The sequence below is a fragment of the Bacteroides sp. DH3716P genome (assembly GCF_025914115.1).
GTDB lineage: Bacteria > Bacteroidota > Bacteroidia > Bacteroidales > Bacteroidaceae > Bacteroides > Bacteroides ovatus.
Map to the genome: position 1 here is coordinate 6235746 of NZ_CP083673.1, position 20734 is coordinate 6256479.

Sequence of the window (20734 nt, forward strand, 5' to 3'; positions counted from 1 at the left end):
CTGACAGATGGGAAAAGGCTAATGACTAAAAAGGGATCATTAGCCTTTTTATTTTAATACACTATATAGAATCGCGGAGACGCTTACTTACCGCTTTCACCTGTCTTATTAAAATATCCCTTGAGCTAAAACAATTATCATTATAGCTAATCCGGATATGCTTATAGCAAATCCGCTTTCAGGTATTAATGAGTGAACTGTGCGGATGTAATACTTTGGCCGCCAAGTCTTAACACCTTAGTTCTCATGTGTTAATACTTGAGTTGTTGCATCTATATATCTAGCATCTTGGAGCTATATATCCAACACCTTAGAGCTATATATCCAACACCTTGGAGCTATATGTCCAACAGTCGGTATGAATAAACTCAACAGGTGAAACCGGGAAGGTTCAGTTTCGCCTGAATTTCTCCCTTGCTTTCACCCGCTGTTACCTTATTCATCGGCATTTAGAGAATTGGATGAAACCGGTGAACCGCAATTATCTTACATAGTTGCATTTATGAAATGTCTTGCCTACGTAAATTACGTGGAGAGGCACCAAAAGATTTCTTGCAGAAATTAGAAAAATGGGGTAAAGATTCAAAACCATATTTATAGCATATCTCCGAAATGCTATATTCGGAGTTGTTCAAGTCGTCCAGAATGCCCTCTTTACGTCTCGCCAGCATCCATTCATAAACAGGTTCATGAAAGACGTTATTGAAGATACGACGGAATGTACTAAGGGTATATCCACCCAATTGTGCCAGTTCTTCCACTGTCTTTACTTTCTTATAGTTTTGAATAACGAAGTATTGGAAACTATTTACATATTTAGAGAGTGGATGCACCAAGCTCGAAAGATCATAATCGGAATAATAGTATCCCAATACAAACGCCAATTCTTTTCGTTTCAGAGATAGCAAATCCCGACAGACTTTATCCCCTTTCAGATAAGTGATAGACCCATTAAGGAAATATTGCAGTTCTGGAATTATTTTTAATGGAGTATAAATAAGTGGAGGAGATACTTCCTTCATGATATGATTGAAACGGAAATCACAAAACAGTTCGGGCTGGATAAAACGATAATAAATACACTCACATTCAGTCATAGCAAGCATCTCAAACATAGAACCAATAGCCTGAAGGATAAATTCACCTTCCTTAAGCATTGTCCCCGCATATTCCTTACTATTGACCAGTATTTCTCCCTTCATCAAAAAAAGGATAAGATTTTCTTCACACTTTTGAGCCGGTTTATGAAAACCACGCTGATAAATTACATGAGTAATGGCATTGCTCACTGCTTTCGGACATATTTGACAATCCCAAGTTCCTTGACAAATAGATGGCATACGCTGACTGTGTTTGTTTTTGTTTATGCTGCCAGCAAAAATATATGAAATCTTTCATATTGCCATAAAAAAAGGAAGAAAAGTGAAAATAAACCTTTTACTATCACGAACCAATTATAAGACAGCCCATATTATATACAAAAGCAGCACAAAGTGAATACTTCATGCTGCTTTTTATTAATATAATTATTTAACTCTATATGAAAGAACAGTATCTATATTTACTTAAGATCATCCGGTTGAGGCTCCTTATCAGCCCAACCATTGTTTACAACCTCACCTGAAATATTCATGATCTTACCAGGGGTTAAAGCAATAGTGAAAACAATTCTTTGACTCACTTCCCACTGGTCAGTCGGTACATTTACTTCTTTAGGAGCATTATTATACACAATATTCGTTGTCTTATCAGTAGCAGTATATGTAACCTCTATTTTTGCACTATTTGGAGCTTGAGGAATCAACATCAGCACTTTATCATTACCTGTCAATTCGACAGCATCTGCACCATCACCGACAAATGTTGCAGCAGAACTTACCATATCAATCGTATAATCTTTCGTTCCAGTTGTAGACTCCCATGTATTCGTTCCCCATTTATATGTTCCAACATTGTTAATCCCTTTCAGAACTAATTTTGTAACAGTGTAATTAACATTTGAATCACTCCCTTTCAACTTAAATGCAATCTGGGTCAGAGCATGTTTAAATCCTAAAGAAATACCATCCACATTAGTAGTTCCATTACCAGTCTTATCAGCAACCAAAAAATCTGATTGACTAGCAATATCATCATTAACTGTATAAACGATTGTAGGATATCCTTTAGAACTTTCTGGAGCAGTATAAGTAGTCCCTGTTTCTGCTACAGGGCTATATCCAAAGAAAGTTACATTACCTTCGGATGGCCAGTAAAACTTATTGCTATCTTTCTCTGACCATTTTTTGTCTTCTGACTTATTAAAAATTCCTTCAACAAGAGTTTTACTTTCAGTCTCAGTAGTAAATTCACCTGTATGCGCATAGCCATACACTTTAAACTGCTTAAAATTATCAGTAATCATAGCAGTTGCTCTTGTAACAGCAGCTGTACTAAAATTAATTTCGGCTTTCTGTGAAGGGGAGTCAAACTCTTCATTCTGTGAGCAACCTGTAATTGCCAAAGCAGCTGTTACTGCCAATAAAATTTTCTTCATAACTGTATTTTTTAAGTTTATAATATTGTTATATTTTGTTTATAGCATTTATTTAATTCACGGGTAACTCAACATTATCTTCGGGCCCCCATTCATCAACATTGCCGCCCATTCCTCCACCTCCATCAGGATTCGGTGGTGTTTCCGGCTTATCAACCTCAATCTTATCATCAGGCGGTAACTCAATCTCCGGTGGTGGGGTTGGTTTTCCATCTTCCCCTGTTCCAGCATTTTCAAGTGTACCTATTATTTCAGTAACATCAATTGTTGCTTCCTGAACTGTATTATCTGTTTTGATAAATTTCAATATTAATATTATAGCATCTTTCTCACTAGAAGTTTCTCTCTCTGATGTTGACATTCGCGTCGGCATTGTCATTTCCTTTACTTGTTTGAAAGCGGTGAAAGATGCCGTTACCTTATTGTCTCCCTTCCTTACCTCAAAGTAGATAGGTTGTGAGCTACATACTCCACGACCTTTGCCTATACAGTAACAATCGGATAATCCATCAATGCTTCCTACCACTGTTGCAACATACTCCAAACCTTTAGCCTCTACTGCAAAAGAATATTTCTTCACCACAGATTCCAACTTCCAGTCTAAGCGAAGCACTTCTTCACTCTTCTCTATTTTCAGCTCATCTATATTCAACACATACAATGAATCCGGTGACCAAACCATCTTTTCCGTTCCTTCAATCCCTAAACCATTACAGTTTCCCGTATAGGCTTCTATCGTTTCATAAGACTCTTCGCCCCTGATTCGTATAGATTCCGTGTTATAGTTGTAGGCTACTACCGAATACCTCCCCGGAGGAACTTTCATTTCTCCACCTCGTACCGAAAGGTATTTATCTACTTTCCTGCCATCTCCGTTCTTCGGATAAAAAATCACCCGAACTCCCTCCGGCAGTTGATCTGTCACTCCATCCCAATCCAGCTTTATATCTACCCCACTTACGGGATAATCATCCAATATATCGCGACGGCTACATCCAGTTAGCATCAGCAGCGAGGACAAAAGCACAAGAAACCCGTATCTTGTATTTCGCATTACGCCCTCCTATCTCTTTGTTGTTATCAACCATACCAAAGAAACTTTCGCCTTGGTAGGACCAATAAAGTTATAACGCCCACTATTTGTCCATATAATATCTCCCTCATAAGGAGTATATTTTTTATATTCTGTTGTCAAATACCCTATGCCAAGACTGAATTCAAGGGAAAAATGCCGTGCCAATTGCCGTGCATATCCATAAGTCACTCCCGCAGCTCCGTAATACTTACCTTGATAGCCGTCTCCACGCAGCTGGAAGTCATATATCCCGCCTTCAGCATAAAGTCCGATAAAATGTCCGGTCAATCGGTCGCGTTTCTGACGGTTTCCCAGCCAACAACGTCCTTCCATCCCTCCCGAAAGGAGCTGATAGCAGAAATCATGTTTGCTATTCAGCCACCACGGACATTTATATTCAGTATTCAAAGACCACCTCTTGCCTATCGGAATTTCCACTTCTATATTTGGCGCCAATGCCAAATCATATAACAGATTATTCTTCACTGCAAGTACAGTTTGGCTTTTCACCGGCCCTTCTGCCTCCGATATATCGACCTCACAGGCCTGTTTTTCTTCACTTTCTCCCACAGGCTTATCAGGTTGATCTTTCGGAAGCGCCTCTTCCTGCTTTGAAACAAACAACCCGGAGACAGAAGATACCGGTTCAAAAGCCTCTTTACCTAATTTCGAAGTTTCTCCGACAATCGTAATAACCGATCTTCGCAGCTCCGGAAAGATATTGCGAACAATGTATCGGTAAGCAATTCCCCGATTCAATTTTCGCAACAGTTGTTTCCGTTTATTGACATCATTCTTATGATAATCAATCAATATCAGCACTTCTTCCCGATCTGGCAAGTTGGAGTCGGATGCCACCAACTTACGAAACTCCGACCAATCCTCTCCCTCTGAAAAAAAATGAATCTTATCAACACTAACATCCGAATTATACCGTTGTAAGAATTCCTTTATCGAATCATTTCTCCGAGCAGCCAAACTTCTATTATAAGATTCATCACCATCAGGAGAAACAAAAGTTTTCACATTCAGCGCTGTTATATATTTCGTATTCAAATTCCCGAGAAGCAAAGAATCTAAAATTGTAATTGCCTGATTATTATCTTTATAACTAAGATCCACTTTCGCTTCATTCGCATCAAAATATATCACTGCCCGCCGGATTGTATCATTCGCAACAGCGAAAAATGGAATCGAAGCATACCCACTTTCTGGAAGGCTTAATAAAGCCATAAGAATAGTCAATATATAGATACCATGGTTCATTGTCGTTCGTTTCTGATGACAAATATAGAAGTTAGAAAACAAACCGAATCATACTTTTAGAACAAAAATCAAGACATGAAAGATTCTGTGAAACGATTGAAACGATTTTGCAAGTTTTGAGAGTTTAAGGTCAATAATAAACAGAAAAAATGTCCTTGGTAACTCATCTGCGTGATAACACCGTACTTCTGTTCCGCCTGCATCAGCAGTTCACATTCATAGGAAGTTCTGACAAACGGCTTTTCCACATACACATGGATGCCAAGCTTCATCGCCTCTATACAAATCGGGAAATAACTATGATCGGGAGTCGCCAGGAATTTTCTACGAGATATTTTATCCCCACCCAAAAATTTCATTAAAGAAATCATGTATCAAAGTGGGTTTATGAATAGATCACATTTCTATAAGGAGTTTACAAAGCGGATGGGAGTGGTACCTAAAGACTACCGTTTGCATAATAAAAAATAGAAAAGCTACAAAGGTCTCATATACTAGCAGCAATATCATTCCTGATCTGCTGAATTGCAAGAAGCAATCCAGGCAGATGCACTTTTACTATTTTAAAAATTTCTTCGGGGTCAATAGATAAATATTCATGAGAAATAATATTGCGCAGTCCAATAATGCTCCTCCATGGAGTACCGGCATAATTTATCAATAATTCATGATTAGTCAGATTATCAATATTCTTAACAGTTTCACCTATGGTTTGCAAACGCATACAAGTTGCATCAAAAATATCCATCTTATCAGGAGAAGCTAAGAAATCATTTACAGAAATGACACTACCACATCTTTCTATAGTTGTATTAATACGTTCTTCTACAAAAAGAAGCATATCCAATATGTCAGCATTAGATATAGATTGCATCTTTCTCTATATGATTGCGAAATAAACTACGCATAATTGCGGTTAAAGACACGACATCCACTTTTGCATTAAAACGCTCTTCTAATGACTCTTTTATTTCCATTCGAGTAAAATAATCCGGATCTTGAAGCTTTACACAAATATCAATATCACTATCCTCTTTCTGCTCACCACGAGCCACAGAACCAAAAAGTCCCAACTTTTCAATTCCATATCTCTCCCCAAATTCTTCCTTAAAATTCCGGAGAATAGCGATTATTTCATCTTTTGTTTTCAATTGACACTATTGTTATAATGCAAATATTAAAATTTATATTGGAATTAGCAAATTCTTAATCATATTTTGTAGTATCACTAATTAAAAAAAGATGCACAGGTCATCGAATTTTCATCGATCCCCTGTACACCTACTACTCTAAATTCTACTTCAAAACATAAATAGCCTAATTATGCTGCCGAATCCATTATTAACAATCATGTTAGTTTTATCCATCAAAAGTACAGAACATAATTACGTAAATAGTTCAGAAGTGCCCAGAACGCCATCATCATTGCCAATACAAACAAAACGACAAATCCGATTGCCAAAGCAATCCAATGTTGTGAATGATCATCAGAATATTCTTTATGACCATCATTAAACTTGTATATTGTCCGCACTGTCTGCGCTCCTGCCAATAACCCGAACACTCCGGCAAAAATACCATTATGAATATTTCCACCGCCACGAAGTGCCCGCTTATCAATTAAGAATTGAGGCGTCCTGCTCGCTACCACATACAAACCGGTAGCTATTAAAGTAGAAAACATCATACCGACTCCCATCATCCAATACATCAAGATACCCACAATGACACCTAACCAGATTAATTTCCTGGAACCATCAAAATGACGTTCTTCACCACTATTAATCACATCAGTCAATGAGTTTAAGCGTTCTATGACATCAGCGTCAGTAGGACACATACCGATAACCTGATCAATCAAAAGAACAGATTTCTTAATTTGCTTCATCTTTGTCGGCTTTCTGAATTCATCATCATCTGTTTTTTCAATCACCGTCCAAGTAGCGAATGCCTCATCCATCAGTTTCCACGCCTCCGTTATCTCTTCATCCGTCATTTTCTCCGGCATTCCGGCTGCAAGGCGTTTATTCAACATTCCTTCTACCGTAAAAACCTCTTTATAACGTGCGCCCTTATACCATACAAAAAACATATGCCCCACAATAAATAAAACAACGGCAATATACAAAATCAGTTGGAGAACAGCCAATATCTTTACTCCCAAAGGAACTCCGTCATCCGCCGCAGCATCAGCTATTGCATCAGCTCCACTACCGCTTTTTACAAGTGTCAATCCATTAAAGGCAGCATCTTTTCCGCCTTTATCAAGTCCGGAAAACGACAACTTATCATCCTTATAAACGACTTTGCATTGACCGGAAATCCCGGCATCAACCTCCGGACGTCCGCCTACAAAAGAAAGAGTCAGTTCATTCCCGTTCATACTCTCGACGTAAAACTCATAAGTTGCCATCAAAGATTCCCTTCCACCGGGTTCCAGCATATTCACTTCCATAAATCCATTGCATCTGGCATTCTCATTATAAGGATTCAATTGCCAATTACCATCACAATTCAATGTGAACGCAACCTTTAAATCGCCTTCTTTATTTGCTCCTAGCCAGTCACCGCTAAAAACATCTTCCTGCGCAAATGCAGTCATCGAAATAACCATCATTACAATGGCACACAAATACTTTTTAATATTCTTCATAATATAATAAAATTAATATTTCAACACTTTGGCTGCCACGTTCTTAAATTGCGGCATAGCAAGCCCGATAGAAGCTCCAATATAAGTCGGATCACAAATTATGTACTTCTTTCCGCTTACAGTTATATAATCTCCGTCAATGTTTTCATCAAAACAGACCGCTGTTGCCATGTGATTGGGATATTCCAACAATACAACATCAAGCCCCATAAGAGTACGTACCAAATAAGAGTATAACACAGCACGGTCTTCGCAATCGGAATAAGGATAGTAGAACAGCTCATCCACAAAGAAAGGCTTTTCATAACCAAACTGGTCACCATCTGTCTTATAATCAAAAGCTGTCTGCACGAAATTAATCAGTATATTAGCGGCTTCCGATTGTTTTTTCCCTTGTACGGCAGCTTGCAATGATGGAAGCACCGTCTGTTGTACTTCCTGACTGACAGGAGCTCCCACATAGACAGAAAAGTCACATTGCGGATAATCCTTATAGAAGGAAATAAGTCCCGAATTTACTTTCGAGCAGACTTTGACGGATGGATAAGCTTTCGCTTGCAACGTTTTCTCCACGTAAGTTCCTGAAAAGGGTTGAGGAGCAGTGATATTCATATTTACCGGGTTCTTCGCATTGGCGAAATCACGGTTGTAAGTGTAAATAGAATTAGTTTTATCCGGGGTAGTATCAAACCTGTAATAGTTTACTCCATTCAAAGTTATAAAACAGGTAGCATAAATCATGTTACCCGAAGCATAGAATAAAGTAAGGCGGTTATCCATACGCGCCACCTTAACCCTATATCCCGATTGAGAAAGGAGAAACATTTGCATAAGAGCTATTTCATCGGAATGAGTACTTCCACATAGTTCAGTAGCAACTTTCCTCGTCAACAGCAGATAACCATAGTCATTCAGGGCATTATCCTTTTTAAAAGCCAGACAGTCGTCTATCAAAGGCTGATAGTTGCTACGCGATAACGTCTCCCATCCGGCAGAAATATCTTTCTCTGCAATCCCTTTTAAAGTGAGCCGGTTCTTCAATGAAGCATTGACAACACAATCTTTACTGTAGAACGAAAACTCTACACCGGAAAGTGAGCGTTTGGCCGGAACGGTTTCTTCAGGCTTCACTTCCGGTTTTATTTCAGGGAGCACCGCAAAATCCTTTTCCGGTTCTACAGCCACATCTTTACCTCCCGGTACAACCGGAACCTGTGTTTTCCCCTTTGAAGGAGAAAATGTCGCACTTGGAGTCACTGTCGGAATGGGGAGTCGTGTCACCTCCCCTACTTTAACCTCTTGCGGTTTTGTTGCCGGCTTCTTATGGTCAAAGCTGACCGGTTTTACAGGCTCCGGCCTTTGAGGACGTGCCACCGGCTTCTGCAAGTCATACTCTTTCCAGGTTTCTTTCAGAAATTCGGCAAATTCCTTATTCTGTTCGCTCACAAAATCATCAAACTCTTTTTGCTGCTGCTTCACAAAATCGTCAAACTCCTTCATGTCTTTATCTATTTGCGCAAAAAGACTAAACGGCAAACACAATGAAAAAACTACCATAGATAGTATTCGTATCCTATTTTTCCTCATTTCCTTATTATATTTTGTTGTTCTGTTATCTGCCAATCCACATACAGCTTATTATTCCGTATATCTTTGATAAAGGGGGAAATGGACAAGACAGCGACAACCTTCTCCCGATACAAACCACAACCGGAATCAGTGCTGCCATTGAAACGATCGTCCACCTGCTTGACATTTACATCAGAAAACGGATATAACAACAGTGCCTTCACCAAAGAAGACATATAGGCATTCCAAAAGGCATTCCTCATATCCATCTTCTCCAATCCGTCCTGACCTCCAAAACCGGCATCTTCATACCAACAGCCTTCCTGTGAAGAACAAATTTCAACTCCGTTCATATATGAAATTATTTGAGGAGATGACTGTGTTCCCTTAAGCTGAAACCATGACTGGTCTGATTGCTCCCTACAACTATCCGATTCCAACAATAAATTGAATTTCACCTCTTCTTCCTCAACCCTTTCTTTCGTAAACAAAAGCATCAACTCACTAATGGAATGATAAGAAAAATCGCAACTATCATTCGATGGAGTAAAAGATACCTCCAGAAATTTCTCTCCAAATATAGAAGTATATTCATGCTCAATCCGGTAGGAAACATGTTGAACGGGATGTTCGATCACTCCCAGTACAAGCATTTTGTTTCTTTGGTCTTCGTATGTATTACTGGCAGTCTCCATGGTGGAAAAAACGTCCGAGAGAAGTCTCAATTGTACCCCTTGCTGCAATGAATACAGATAAGCCGCTCTTTGCAAAGCAAGCATCCTTGCAGCTTCGGATTTCATACAAGGATCAGATATACCAACTACCCGGCCTTTCCGTTGAGAAGCAAACACCCATTCCGGCAAAGTCTCCCGCTGTCCCGGTCTCCAGTCATAAGATTGGTTATAAACTGTATCAACAGGCATTGCCTGTGAAAACACATCAATACCGGGAGACAAAAGCAACTGGATAATAAAAATAACTACCCAATTATATCTTATATCCGACAAATTAAGCTTCATCATTCAATCTTCAAATAGTTGGGTAGTTATTAAAGAGATCATTACTATCCGCAATGTTTTAAACAAGCTGCTTATTGGGCGTTTTTACTCATTTCTTCTTCAAATACCTTTTTGAACTTTTCATATTCAAAGTCAATGCGCAATTTGTCATCATTCTTAATACGATTTGCCATAGCATTCATGATTTCCTCTCCTGCCAGTTCAAGAGAGACATATACCTTGTATTTACCATCAGGAGTCTTCATGGTTTTTTCACAAATTACACGCGTACCGCTCAATTCCTGTTCCACTACCGTACGGGTCAATGATTGATAACGACTTTTGCTTTCATCATTTTCATCTTGCTGATAAGAGGAAACATAACTATCGGTTACCGATTTCACTTTTGCATTGATAGCAGTAGCAATTTCAGCCCGGGCCTCCGTCATCGCTTTTTTCTTTGCAATAGACATATCCGTAGAAAGTCCCATCGAACTAGCTCTAAAATACTCTTTGTTCGTTTGAAATTCCGGTCCCGAACAAGGAACATTAATTTCTACGTCCTGTTGCACTGCCGGTTGCTGCACTGTTTGTGTTACAGGTTTTGAACTACCGCAACTTGTCATAACAGCAATGATTAGCAATGCTGTTCCCAATAAATTAATTCTTTTCATTTCAAGTCTTTTTTAATGTTAATATATGATTCATTTCAAGCCTCTCAACTTCACTATATTATTTTTGAAATCCTTCAATTGCAGCAGTGCCACAGATTGCAACTTACTTACCTCAATAACCATCTCCGTAGGCAGATCAGGCACAATGAGCGCAGTGACTCTGCGGTCATTGAACTTAGACCCCAGTTTGAGACTGACAATCGGAGATTCTTCACCTTTTTCGTTTATAACCGTCAGATTTCCACTATATAAGTCCACTTCGCAATCGTCAGCATTTGTATTCACAATCTTAAGATGTATCCTCGATTTGTCTCCCAAAGTTGCAAGTTTGTCAAATTCAAAAAAGACACCATCCAACCATTCAACCCGAATTGCCTTTTGATTCTCTGGTTTGGCGGACTTAACCGGAACCAAAGGAGCAGGAATAACTTCCGGCACCACAACAGGGACAGATATAACCGGATCAGCTTCTTTTTCCGGTACGGAAGGACCGACTACCGGAACAGGAACATCCGGCAACATCTTCTGTCTTTCCGGAATCTTTCCGGTTCTGTCGAATGTTATTTTCTTCAATTCACGTGCAAACTCCCGGTTCAGCCGTTTTATCAATTCACGCGCCGCCATATTCTTGCCTTGAGAAGCGGACTTATTTTCAGGTACTAATGTCCGTTCATCATTAATAGAATAATTCAATAGGATTTGCCCCGTCCGGTTATTTTCTATTTTAATCCCCAACGTAGAAAAGAATTCGATGAAGTTATACAGTTCACCCGGAACGGTATTGCCTTTACGACACTTATTATCCAATGTAACGATAATGTCGGCTTCAGAAGGAGATGCAACTACGTTAAAGAAATGATTGTTCAGCAAACTCTTCACAGTTCGTTCCACCGCCTCTATATCGCTCTGCGCACTTCTAACATAAGCAGAAGTCTGTGTCTGCACCGTGTTGATAGTCAACGTTGCTCCGGGAAGAGAAGAAAGCATTTGTTTGAATAAAGCTGCATAACTTCCCTTCCGGAACAAGCTGAACACATCATCAATTAATGAAATTCCAATTTCCTGCTGTGCCTGTTTAGAAGTAATATTGCGCACATAAAGAGCGGCAACTCCCGATTCGTCGGTGGGAGACATGGAAGACAAATCTCCCGACCCGGAAACAAACTCGGCTTTCAACCGGATATTCCTTAACGGATTTCCATTACGGTAAACACCTATAGCAATAGGCTCCCTTATACCTTGAAACGGCGTGACTGAAACGGTTGCCGGATTCAGAACAATCGTTATTCCATCAAATACTCCAGCCAAAGCCGCATATAGTTCAGTCGCCAAATTAATTGTCTTTCCTTCGTAAGAGCAGAACAACTCCTGATTAAGCACCGGGCGTATAGCCTCCATTCCATTCGAGAATAATTCAACGGCAGTCATTAAATCTCCCTGTTGTAAAGTAATGTGTCCCTTATACCAAAAATCGAAGCCGTTACGGATTGCCTTCTGACGACGTGCTTCCACCAAGGCCGCATAATCATCCTTATTCAGTTCATAATAAACCCAATACTCATTGTCACTTCGCCAGGAATCCACCAGACGAAAGTTCTCTATTTCCGCCCGGGCTTCTGTACGAATACTCTCTGCGAAGGTTTGTTTCACATTACCATCGTCCTCCAACGTATTCAACAAAGAATTGGCGGCAATCACCACTTGAATTTCAGATACAAGATCAGACAAAGCGTTTTGCTTTGCCTTTTGCTGATAATCTCCTTCCGATATTTCAGCCATTCCTATTCCGATGTAACTTAAACCACTAACAGGATGCTGTTTCACCCAGTCAGGACGGTTCGTTTGTTGACCGGAAAGCGGAAAGCAAAACCATGAAATCACAAGAATAAATAAAAGCCAATGTTTCATACGTCCTTGATTTATTGAATAGTCAAATAGATAGTACTTCCATCCACTCTATGTTCACTATCTATTCCGGAATCATTCAGATAATTAACCAGATTATCCGCAAATGTGATGCAATCCATCGGCAAGCCGTCGCTGTCCTTTGCAGGAATCTGTATCGAATCAAATATCAGACTATCGTCCACAGCACCTTGAATATGGTAACGTCCTCCCTGGGCATTTTTTCGTACCCAATTGCGTATATGCGCCGAAAGAGTAGTAGTACCGTTTATCCGGCTATTCATCGTATTGATAGCATTATCTGCGAGACTAACCCGAAGAACAACCGTATTCCCCTGTTGAACTTTCCGGGCAAACTCTTTCGAGATATCTTTCAGAAAACCATCCAGAACATCTTGTGCCGCGTATGCGCATAACTTATCCACGTCCGTCGTCCTAAAGCGGTTCGTCCAGCTTTTCCGGCTAGCCAAATCTACTCCGGTAGCCGTTTCACGAGCAGTCATAATCAATGAGACTCTACTTCCCGAAGCTGCAGATATGTCTTTTTGTAAATCAACCATCACATAGACGTCCGCTCCCGAATTCATCAACAACTGCTTATCATTGGAATCAGCATTCTTACTTTCCCATTCGGAAGCGCGCAAAGTTCCTGACTGTTTTCCCTCAGCAGCCACCGTCTTCACGCCAAGCTTAACAAATCCCTCCTTTACCGTACTTACGGCTATACGAAGATCAAAATCATTCTTCAGAATATCGGCGTATGAGCTTCGGTCATTGCTTTTATAGGGGACTACCATGATTGTCGGCAAAGCCATTTGTTGCCGAGTTTCCTCCATCGACATTTCTTCCTGGGGTCTCGTCATCAATTTATTCCGTATCAAGTCTTTTTTAAGCGCACCTAATAAGATTTGAGCCGTTACTGTACCTTTGTATAGATTGGAAGATTGCCGTACCGGGTCTCCTACCGTTTCATAGTTCTTCACAAAAAGCATATAACGTGAACTGAAAAACTGATTCATATAGTAAGAATCTTCTTTCCCGACGAGCGGCTGTCCGTTTTCCACTCCGTCAATGCCGTTGAGGAATATAGCATTAAAGATCGACTTCAATGCCATATTATATACATCCTTCTTTTTTTCGGCTGTTCCGGAAGCGGTGATAACGGCTATGTTATCATCTGCCTTCACACAAGTTACGTCATTGGAGTATGACTCCTGTGCCATGAAATGAATAGTGTATACAACTAGCAGGTTCAAAAGCAGTATTCGTAACTTCATCATAGTCCAAGTCCGCCTAAAAAGGTATTTTTTCGAGAAAGAATAATCAATTTCTTTTCTTCTTTCGATGCTTTCATTATCTCCTCACCGCCTTTGCTCACGGTACATAAAGAACGTGTTCCGCTCAATACTTCTTTCACATTCAAGCGTCCGACTTCTTTCAATGACAGTTCTCCGGCAATATCCATCTCTATGTAAACGATAAATTTCTGGCCTTTTTGTACCCCTCTCTTGGTTCCAAGATCGATATATACAGTTTGTGCTTTATCTTTTTTGGTACTCTCAATCTGTACAATCGTTCCTTTCATTTTGAAATACTCGTCAACAAAATCGTCCATGCTTATTACTACATAATCCAAAGTCTTAATGATAGCTTCATCAGGAGTATCGCCAATATTCCCGGTCAGCCCCTCGTGAGTGAATGTCTGGGTTCCTTTGAGTGTACCGTTAGAAGGGTCTACTATTTTCAACGTGTAAGAAACACTCCCCTGATAATAGGTCTTCCCTTTACTATCTGTTTTTTTAACTCCCTGCATACTGGTAATATTTCCCTGAATAAGATATTGGGCGCCTAACGTTGTCATGACCTCGCTTCTGCAAACGGCATCTCCCATAGCAGAAGCCTCTTGGCGTCTTTTCGCTTCAGTCTTCAATGCTTCATTAGAATCAACATCAATAAGTTCTACACGACCCATCTTCTGGATACCTTCTATTACTTTATTACGCAATGCTTCCGCCAAAATATTACTGATAGTACCGGGACGCGAGAAATAATCAATATAGACTCTTTCTTTACCGTTTTCATCGGTTTGTGCATAGCCTAACATTGGAATTAGGCAAATAGAGAACAATAGTAAAATCTTCTTCATGTCTGTTTATTATTTATTATTAATGCTATGTTTGTTTTTTAGTGCAATATTTCGCTCTTTTAATACAATATAGAATGTTCTTTTTTCAATAATGATTTACTGTTATGAATGATTGTGTTTTCTCTGACTGCAAAGTTAAGCACACATTAAGGTGTATTGTATACACAATATTTACTACAACCATCCGTTAAACGAATAGTTATCTCCAAATATCAATGAGAAAAGGGAAAAGAGTGGTATGTTCAATAAAACGAGGTCGTTTTCCCGTCTCCAAGCTATTTGCACCATCGCATTTTCCACAGTTCTCTCGAATAAGTATAAAATAGCATTTGTTATATCCACTAAAATTGTTACATTTGTCCAATAATAAATTGCTTCCCAATAACAAGATACATGGAAACAGATTTAAAGAAGATAGTAGGACATCGGCTGCAAATGCTTCGTATGGAAAAGAATCTTACTCAAGAACAAATGGGAGAAAAGTTGAACTTATCAACAAGTGCCTATTGTAAGATTGAATATGGTGAAACTGACCTCACGTTAACCAGGCTAAATAAAATAGCAGAAGTACTGAATATGTCTGCATTAGAACTATTTAATAAAATAGACGGGAATGTGTATGTCAATAATTCCGGTACTATCGGAACTAATATTGGAGTCGCTAAAGACTGTAGTAGCGTGCATATCGAAGCGGCAGATGATCTTCGTGAGCTAATAAAAGCAAACAGTCGGCTCCTTGACATGTTATATAAACGTATAGAGCTTTTAGAAAATAAAGTGCTCTTATAGTGATTATACGCCTAGAGAAATCCCTAAGACGATGTATCGCCTATCCTTCCGTCTTCCAGAATCAGGAGAGGAAAGGCATATCATTTTAGGAATGATACCAGAACAGGAATAGATATAGTTAACTATCAATAAAATACAAATAGAATATATGTCAATGCCAATACGATCAAAATATAATCCGACTTCATCTTTCCAGTTAACCTTAGCATATACACTTTTTGTTGTTTATAACCATCAGGAGAACTATAATTTGGCCTATTTATAGATAATCAGTTTAGGTTTATGGCAAGAGTTGTAGTGGTCATCAAGTATTGCCCCATTTGAGAAAATGATGTGCTCATCCTTGAATGTACCATATCCTTCATGAGCGTGACCGAACAAATGATAATGTGGCTTTACCTCGTAAACCTTGTTTCGAAGTAATGCATTTCCCCAGTAAATTCCTGCTGATTCATCAAGTATCATGATAGGAGGTTCATGAGTAATGAGCACGTCAACATCATTTGGTATCAAAGTCTCAGGATGGTTATATGCCAAACCAAAGAACTTAATACCATCAATCTCACATTCACAATCTTGAAGGAAGTATACATTGTTAGGCAAATCTTCAATGCCTTCAGCCTCCCAAAGGCAAAGGTCATGATTACCAGTTATGAAGATTTTGTGAGGATAGGGTAATTCGACGAACCAGTTGAGAAAGTTAAGCACTTCTTCCTCTGTACCATTGTCCGTAAAATCGCCACAGTGTACAATGACATCAGCAGCTGGAAGATCGGTCAATTGCCGATGCTGATTATGTGTATCAGAAATTTGAAGTATTTTCATTTTACAGAAATATGAATGTCATGTATGTCAACATCACCTTCGTCGAATATAAAGTATGAAGAAATTCCACTAATGCTATCATATCGTGAGTTCTCATCTTTATGTATAGGTATGACTCCAATACGAGGATGAACAGTTTGACAGACTTCTTTTAATGTTTCAACATCAGCGTGTCCACTTGTGTGAACACCATCCATTGTTCCATCTAATATTCTATTGCCAAACAGATTACGGATATTTATAACATCGCTATTTGTGTAGTCTTTACCCTCTTTTGCATAGCCACCCCACATAGAATATATCAACCACGGTTTTTCATCATTATATATATCGAGCATTCCCTTAAGCAAATAGCCACTGCTCATTCGAATTGGCATTAAGAACCCTTCCTTCTGTAGCTTGTTTCTAACATTGACAGTTCTATAATTGATTAGCTTGAAAGCATTAAACTGGAATAAATCAGATTTGCATCCTGCATATTTCGTGAATACATTAAGGACCCTATTTTGATACTCATCAACTAAGAATATACGTCCAGTCTTTTTACACGCCGCATGGAATGTTGCAAGCCGGTCAAGGTCAGTTGACGAACACAAGGCAAAGACATACTTGTGTTCACGCAATGCCTTTATAATATTCTTCTGTATTTCGCTCTCTGAAATCACACATTCTTGACTTCTTCCTAACATTGTTCCTTCTGTTATAAGTATGTCAACTTCTCCCACATTCTTCTTCAAAGTAGGAAAAAGACCTTTGCCAATATAGCCATGTCTGCGAAAATCTCCTGTGTGCAATATCTTCTTTCCCTCACATTCTATTAAGAACATATATGCATCAAAAGCAGAATGACTAACAAAATACGGAGTAACGAAAATCTTCCCTTTCTTACTGACATCAATACGTTTTGCCGCACAATAGGTTTCCATACGCTCTATCGCTTCAATCTGTTTGGAGTAATCTCCGTGCCCCCTCAAAGCGTCATATTTGCAGAGCATAACTTCTTTTGCTCCTACTCCTATATATTGAAGGACATTTGTTGGTATCAGATGGTGCAAACCAACATGATCACTATGATAATGTGTATAGAATACGGCATCAGCATTTCCTATGATTGATTTTACTTGTTCTTCTGTCAGTTCTTCTTTTTTGCAACCAGGAAGATTGCTACCGAAGTCTATAAGAATTTTACAATTCTCAGTCGATATTTCTGTAATACAACCACCTATCTGGTCAGCCCCACGATGAATAATAAGATTCATTCTGTTTTCTAAGTTTTTTGATGTAACGAGAGTACCCTCCTTAGGTGTGCATGTGTATGCTTTCATTTCTGGCAAAAATAAATCACGAATAAATCTATATCTTTCGCAGATTGTTTTAGACAAATTACTGTCTTCTCCCACAATTACACACGGTATTATTCTTCCGGAAAGCTTTAATGGTATTTTATTTTTGTAACTGGAACCGATAAGTCCATAATCTATTTTTTGCTCGATCATTGCTTTTATTCGTTGGTACAACTTATCATCTTCTCTAGCTAATTTTTGAAACTGTAGATAGTAATATGAAGTTTGAATGGGCGACAATGCAGTCTTAGTAGGATCATTTTGTTTAAGTTCCATTATCAATATATCTCCATTAGTATTTAGACCAAGGAAGTCAAATTCACCATACTCAGGTTTTATATTCTCAGGAAGTTCTCCATTGTACGTTTTTCTTAATTGTTTAATTTTCAATGTTTGTTGGTCTACAATTTCCTTATTCCATTCATCTTTTATGCCTTTTGTTTTAAAACCGATAACTAGTTCCTTGTCAAAAAGAATAAAATCATCAGTATCTTTAATTCCAAACGTATAACGACGTCCTATTAATGTCTGATAATATCCTTCATTGTAAACATCTGTATTATAGTATCTTTTGAACTTTTCCGTGGAAGCGATTTTCGCTAAATATGTATCAAACTGATCCGGTGTTGGATTTCTAAAAAAATCTGGTTGCATTAATTCTTTGTAAGCCTCGGCTACATCACATATTTCATTAACTTTACCCGAATGACTACGAAAGGTTAGTATACGTCCAGTACCTCTATATATAGAAAACCAAGAACGATTAGTTTTAGGATCATTTCCAGTCTGGAAATCTAAACAATTATGTGATTTAACATAACTGATGATCCAAGGAAACCGCTCGTTTATTTGGGTTAGCAACTTTTCATCCATTTTCCTATCGTAATAGGTTGTTTTTATTGTGTAATTATTAACCATTTCCAATTTCTTCATTTAGAGTTTATAACTATGTATTATTGATCTCTGCTAAGACTCTGCACGCCATTATTTTCCTATTTATATCTATTTATGGCAGCAAAAAGTCGTTTTCTAATTTCTTCACGCAGCCCTATTGGTTCCATAACTTCGATCTTTTCACCCATAGCAAGTAGCTGACTTGTTAGCTCTGGAGTTAAGCAAAGTTGGTATTCAAAGTCGCTGTACTCTTTGTGTTCTGTTTTTATCTCTTGTTGAGAGAAATGCAGTGGCAGAGAACGCATATACTCTACATGAACACCGAATACCCGAACAACTACTTTCTGTGGCTTCAATTTGTCATTGACAAATATGCCAACTGTATGAGCATAATATTCTTCTGCATCAAAATCATTGGGGAGTATAAATGAGTCATCTGTCAATTCCATTTCCAAAATACGATCAAGGGCAATATTCCTTATTCCCTCCTGCTCTTTGAGATAGCCGACTACATACCAACGCTGATGGTAAACCTTCATAGCGTATGGCTGCAAGTGAAATATTGACTGATGACCATTGAAAGGTTTATAATCAATCTTCAATTCCTTTTTTCGTTGCATTGCATCTATGACTGTTTGGAGATATTCAGTTCCTTCAGGAATTTCCTCAAACAAAATTCGATCTTTCATGTTGCGCCCTGCTTCTATCATGTTAGACACAGTGAAGGAGTTAAGCAACCACTGACGAGTCTTGTCATTTTTCAGTTGACTAGAAGAAGAAATATAATACTCATAGCTGGATGTATCACATTCGACCTCTACACCAAAAAGTTCTGCAATAGCTTCTCTATGCATGTGGAATGTACGTAATGCAAGCGGTCTACCATCACCGAGACAACTATCTTTCCATCGACAGCTTATCTCCTCAAAAGTTAATCTGCGATGCTGAAGCAGCGTGTTGAGCAACCAGATATAGCGGTTGAAGGTTTTACTTATCATTTTCTAAACTTCCGTGATTTTCAAAATATTATTACTATTTTTTATTATTCAATTGCTTAAACCCTTTTTGTATATCTCATCTAATTGTTTTTCCTACTTTAGATATCTTGATAGCATGTTTTATAGGGTAGAATTCATAATCTTATTTAGTACAAAGTTAACTTTTTTGTATGCAAAAAAACTGCATACCACCTAAATATATTAATTTATAGCAATTTTTTTTATGTGTGCAACGTTTCTGCATACTTCACCATTATTTTTGCACACTCATTTTAACATTCTATTCGTCATGGCATACAAAAAAAATCCAAAGAAAAAAGATGCTCTCAGTATAAAGAGAGCTGTAGAATCTCTGTGTTTCCAAATTGATTGGGGTTTAAAACTACTTGGCGCAGAGAAAGGGGATCTATTTCATCAATTAGCAAAAGTAGAGGTTGATTTCATCTCAGAACTCAACCTCACCCAAGATATTCTTGCTATCAAGAGCCTCGTGGATGGAGTGAAACAAAATTTACAGATAGAGCCCACACCCGAAAGTGGAGACTTCACCCATAGTGTCGTTGCTCTCGCTCTTGGCATTGCCTCAATTAGCCACCTTAACAACATAAGTTTACCAGAATCATGGCGAGAGCAAATAGAGAAAAAACTACTTACAATCTACTATCCGGAAAAGCAGCGTAACAAAGTCGTAGATTGGGCAAAAGCGAACGGTTACAGCACCTCCAGCTACCTTGGCCGTCCAATCGTGAAATTCAAGCAATTGTACTTAATTATAGAAAGAACAAAATAAGTCCGTTTTTTTTGCTCTGATCATCGCATTTTTTACAAAATACGCTCATTCCATATTAAACATTCCATTCTACTACCGATAAATATCCATTCAGTTACAACAAATAAGAATTTCCATGATCGTCTTTACAGAATTTATATGCAAAAGAAAGGGGCTGTCTAACAAATCCCTAAAATTAGAAATCGGAGGTGTGTCGTAATGCACGATGCACCTCTTTTTTTGTTCATCACTATACAAATCTGTTCACTTTCTTTAAGCTGCGATCTTTTGAAG

The 20734-nt window shown here is 38.6% G+C and carries 20 protein-coding genes; 3 read left to right on the forward strand and 17 right to left on the reverse strand.

Annotated elements, in window-relative coordinates; translation table 11 throughout:
• Window positions 1-500: 500 nt before the first annotated feature.
• The 5 genes from KQP79_RS23945 to KQP79_RS23965 all read right to left on the reverse strand — a co-directional run bounded on the left by KQP79_RS23945 (window position 501) and on the right by KQP79_RS23965 (window position 5236).
• Window positions 501-1340, reverse strand: coding sequence for a helix-turn-helix domain-containing protein (locus KQP79_RS23945; RefSeq protein WP_009040360.1), 840 nt, complete (start codon window positions 1338-1340; stop codon window positions 501-503).
• Between the two features lie 221 nt (window positions 1341-1561).
• Complete coding sequence (locus tag KQP79_RS23950) at window positions 1562-2536, reverse strand: fimbrillin family protein (protein WP_009040359.1); 975 nt, start codon at window positions 2534-2536, stop codon at window positions 1562-1564.
• 52 nt (window positions 2537-2588) lie between these two features.
• Window positions 2589-3590 carry a DUF5119 domain-containing protein gene (locus KQP79_RS23955; RefSeq protein ID WP_229037548.1) on the reverse strand — a complete coding sequence of 334 codons (1002 nt, stop codon included), beginning with the start codon at window positions 3588-3590 and terminating at the stop codon, window positions 2589-2591.
• Between the two features lie 9 nt (window positions 3591-3599).
• The gene (locus KQP79_RS23960; RefSeq protein ID WP_061447883.1) at window positions 3600-4877 is read right to left on the reverse strand and encodes a DUF3575 domain-containing protein; all 1278 of its coding nucleotides are present in this window, start codon (window positions 4875-4877) and stop codon (window positions 3600-3602) included.
• Window positions 4878-4945: 68 nt separating this feature from the next.
• A complete protein-coding gene (locus tag KQP79_RS23965) occupies window positions 4946-5236 on the reverse strand; it encodes a Gfo/Idh/MocA family oxidoreductase (protein WP_229093011.1) in 291 nt (96 codons plus the stop codon).
• 28 nt (window positions 5237-5264) lie between these two features.
• Between KQP79_RS23965 and KQP79_RS26065 the strand changes: the two genes are divergently transcribed.
• Window positions 5265-5348, forward strand: a complete 84-nt coding sequence (locus tag KQP79_RS26065) for a hypothetical protein (RefSeq protein ID WP_262904027.1) — start codon at window positions 5265-5267, stop codon at window positions 5346-5348.
• A 16-nt stretch (window positions 5349-5364) separates the two neighbouring features.
• Here KQP79_RS26065 and KQP79_RS23970 read toward each other — a convergent pair whose 3' ends face one another.
• The 9 genes from KQP79_RS23970 to KQP79_RS24010 form a co-directional block, all read right to left on the reverse strand.
• Window positions 5365-5751, reverse strand: coding sequence for a DUF86 domain-containing protein (locus tag KQP79_RS23970; RefSeq protein ID WP_004317062.1), 387 nt, complete (start codon window positions 5749-5751; stop codon window positions 5365-5367).
• A complete protein-coding gene (locus KQP79_RS23975; RefSeq protein ID WP_004298496.1) occupies window positions 5735-6028 on the reverse strand; it encodes a nucleotidyltransferase family protein in 294 nt (97 codons plus the stop codon). The genes KQP79_RS23970 and KQP79_RS23975 overlap by 17 nt, the downstream gene beginning before the upstream one ends.
• A gap of 215 nt (window positions 6029-6243) precedes the next feature.
• Window positions 6244-7530 carry a hypothetical protein gene (locus KQP79_RS23980; protein WP_061447882.1) on the reverse strand — a complete coding sequence of 429 codons (1287 nt, stop codon included), beginning with the start codon at window positions 7528-7530 and terminating at the stop codon, window positions 6244-6246.
• Between the two features lie 12 nt (window positions 7531-7542).
• Window positions 7543-9117 (reverse strand): hypothetical protein, encoded by a 1575-nt coding sequence (locus tag KQP79_RS23985; protein ID WP_117809005.1) that lies wholly within the window; start codon window positions 9115-9117, stop codon window positions 7543-7545.
• A complete protein-coding gene (locus KQP79_RS23990) occupies window positions 9114-10121 on the reverse strand; it encodes a hypothetical protein (RefSeq protein WP_061447880.1) in 1008 nt (335 codons plus the stop codon). The genes KQP79_RS23985 and KQP79_RS23990 overlap by 4 nt, the downstream gene beginning before the upstream one ends.
• 68 nt (window positions 10122-10189) lie before the next feature.
• Window positions 10190-10771 carry an LPP20 family lipoprotein gene (locus KQP79_RS23995; RefSeq protein WP_134993418.1) on the reverse strand — a complete coding sequence of 194 codons (582 nt, stop codon included), beginning with the start codon at window positions 10769-10771 and terminating at the stop codon, window positions 10190-10192.
• Between the two features lie 30 nt (window positions 10772-10801).
• Window positions 10802-12679, reverse strand: a complete 1878-nt coding sequence (locus KQP79_RS24000) for an LPP20 family lipoprotein (RefSeq protein ID WP_061447879.1) — start codon at window positions 12677-12679, stop codon at window positions 10802-10804.
• Window positions 12680-12690: 11 nt separating this feature from the next.
• A complete protein-coding gene (locus KQP79_RS24005; RefSeq protein WP_009040350.1) occupies window positions 12691-13956 on the reverse strand; it encodes a DUF6175 family protein in 1266 nt (421 codons plus the stop codon).
• Window positions 13953-14822 (reverse strand): penicillin-binding protein activator LpoB, encoded by an 870-nt coding sequence (locus tag KQP79_RS24010; protein ID WP_061447878.1) that lies wholly within the window; start codon window positions 14820-14822, stop codon window positions 13953-13955. The genes KQP79_RS24005 and KQP79_RS24010 overlap by 4 nt, the downstream gene beginning before the upstream one ends.
• Before the next feature lie 393 nt (window positions 14823-15215).
• Here KQP79_RS24010 and KQP79_RS24015 point away from each other — a divergent pair, with 393 nt between their 5' ends.
• Window positions 15216-15611, forward strand: coding sequence for a helix-turn-helix domain-containing protein (locus KQP79_RS24015; RefSeq protein WP_004298505.1), 396 nt, complete (start codon window positions 15216-15218; stop codon window positions 15609-15611).
• Between the two features lie 255 nt (window positions 15612-15866).
• Here the strand turns inward: KQP79_RS24015 and KQP79_RS24020 are convergent, their stop codons facing one another.
• The 3 genes from KQP79_RS24020 to KQP79_RS24030 are packed head-to-tail and all read right to left on the reverse strand — an operon-like array spanning window position 15867 to window position 19671.
• Window positions 15867-16436 (reverse strand): metallophosphatase domain-containing protein, encoded by a 570-nt coding sequence (locus KQP79_RS24020; RefSeq protein WP_061447877.1) that lies wholly within the window; start codon window positions 16434-16436, stop codon window positions 15867-15869.
• Window positions 16433-18712 (reverse strand): MBL fold metallo-hydrolase, encoded by a 2280-nt coding sequence (locus tag KQP79_RS24025; RefSeq protein WP_229093009.1) that lies wholly within the window; start codon window positions 18710-18712, stop codon window positions 16433-16435. Before KQP79_RS24025 ends, KQP79_RS24020 begins: the two co-directional genes overlap by 4 nt.
• 59 nt (window positions 18713-18771) lie before the next feature.
• Complete coding sequence (locus tag KQP79_RS24030) at window positions 18772-19671, reverse strand: helix-turn-helix transcriptional regulator (RefSeq protein ID WP_032844510.1); 900 nt, start codon at window positions 19669-19671, stop codon at window positions 18772-18774.
• A gap of 289 nt (window positions 19672-19960) precedes the next feature.
• On the opposite strand from KQP79_RS24030, the gene KQP79_RS24035 reads away from it, so the two are divergent.
• The gene (locus tag KQP79_RS24035; protein ID WP_008997593.1) at window positions 19961-20461 is read left to right on the forward strand and encodes a hypothetical protein; all 501 of its coding nucleotides are present in this window, start codon (window positions 19961-19963) and stop codon (window positions 20459-20461) included.
• Window positions 20462-20734: the final 273 nt, after the last annotated feature.

Coding starts and splice junctions, on each gene's coding strand:
- KQP79_RS23945 (WP_009040360.1), bottom strand. CDS start 1,340: ATGCCATCTATTTGTCAAGGAACTTGGGATTGTCAAATATGTCCGAAA.
- KQP79_RS23950 (WP_009040359.1), bottom strand. CDS start 2,536: ATGAAGAAAATTTTATTGGCAGTAACAGCTGCTTTGGCAATTACAGGT.
- KQP79_RS23955 (WP_229037548.1), bottom strand. CDS start 3,590: ATGCGAAATACAAGATACGGGTTTCTTGTGCTTTTGTCCTCGCTGCTG.
- KQP79_RS23960 (WP_061447883.1), bottom strand. CDS start 4,877: ATGAACCATGGTATCTATATATTGACTATTCTTATGGCTTTATTAAGC.
- KQP79_RS23965 (WP_229093011.1), bottom strand. CDS start 5,236: ATGAAATTTTTGGGTGGGGATAAAATATCTCGTAGAAAATTCCTGGCG.
- KQP79_RS26065 (WP_262904027.1), top strand. CDS start 5,265: ATGAATAGATCACATTTCTATAAGGAGTTTACAAAGCGGATGGGAGTG.
- KQP79_RS23970 (WP_004317062.1), bottom strand. CDS start 5,751: ATGCAATCTATATCTAATGCTGACATATTGGATATGCTTCTTTTTGTA.
- KQP79_RS23980 (WP_061447882.1), bottom strand. CDS start 7,530: ATGAAGAATATTAAAAAGTATTTGTGTGCCATTGTAATGATGGTTATT.
- KQP79_RS23985 (WP_117809005.1), bottom strand. CDS start 9,117: ATGAGGAAAAATAGGATACGAATACTATCTATGGTAGTTTTTTCATTG.
- KQP79_RS23990 (WP_061447880.1), bottom strand. CDS start 10,121: ATGATGAAGCTTAATTTGTCGGATATAAGATATAATTGGGTAGTTATT.
- KQP79_RS23995 (WP_134993418.1), bottom strand. CDS start 10,771: ATGAAAAGAATTAATTTATTGGGAACAGCATTGCTAATCATTGCTGTT.
- KQP79_RS24000 (WP_061447879.1), bottom strand. CDS start 12,679: ATGAAACATTGGCTTTTATTTATTCTTGTGATTTCATGGTTTTGCTTT.
- KQP79_RS24005 (WP_009040350.1), bottom strand. CDS start 13,956: ATGATGAAGTTACGAATACTGCTTTTGAACCTGCTAGTTGTATACACT.
- KQP79_RS24010 (WP_061447878.1), bottom strand. CDS start 14,822: ATGAAGAAGATTTTACTATTGTTCTCTATTTGCCTAATTCCAATGTTA.
- KQP79_RS24015 (WP_004298505.1), top strand. CDS start 15,216: ATGGAAACAGATTTAAAGAAGATAGTAGGACATCGGCTGCAAATGCTT.
- KQP79_RS24020 (WP_061447877.1), bottom strand. CDS start 16,436: ATGAAAATACTTCAAATTTCTGATACACATAATCAGCATCGGCAATTG.
- KQP79_RS24025 (WP_229093009.1), bottom strand. CDS start 18,712: ATGAAGAAATTGGAAATGGTTAATAATTACACAATAAAAACAACCTAT.
- KQP79_RS24030 (WP_032844510.1), bottom strand. CDS start 19,671: ATGATAAGTAAAACCTTCAACCGCTATATCTGGTTGCTCAACACGCTG.
- KQP79_RS24035 (WP_008997593.1), top strand. CDS start 19,961: ATGGCATACAAAAAAAATCCAAAGAAAAAAGATGCTCTCAGTATAAAG.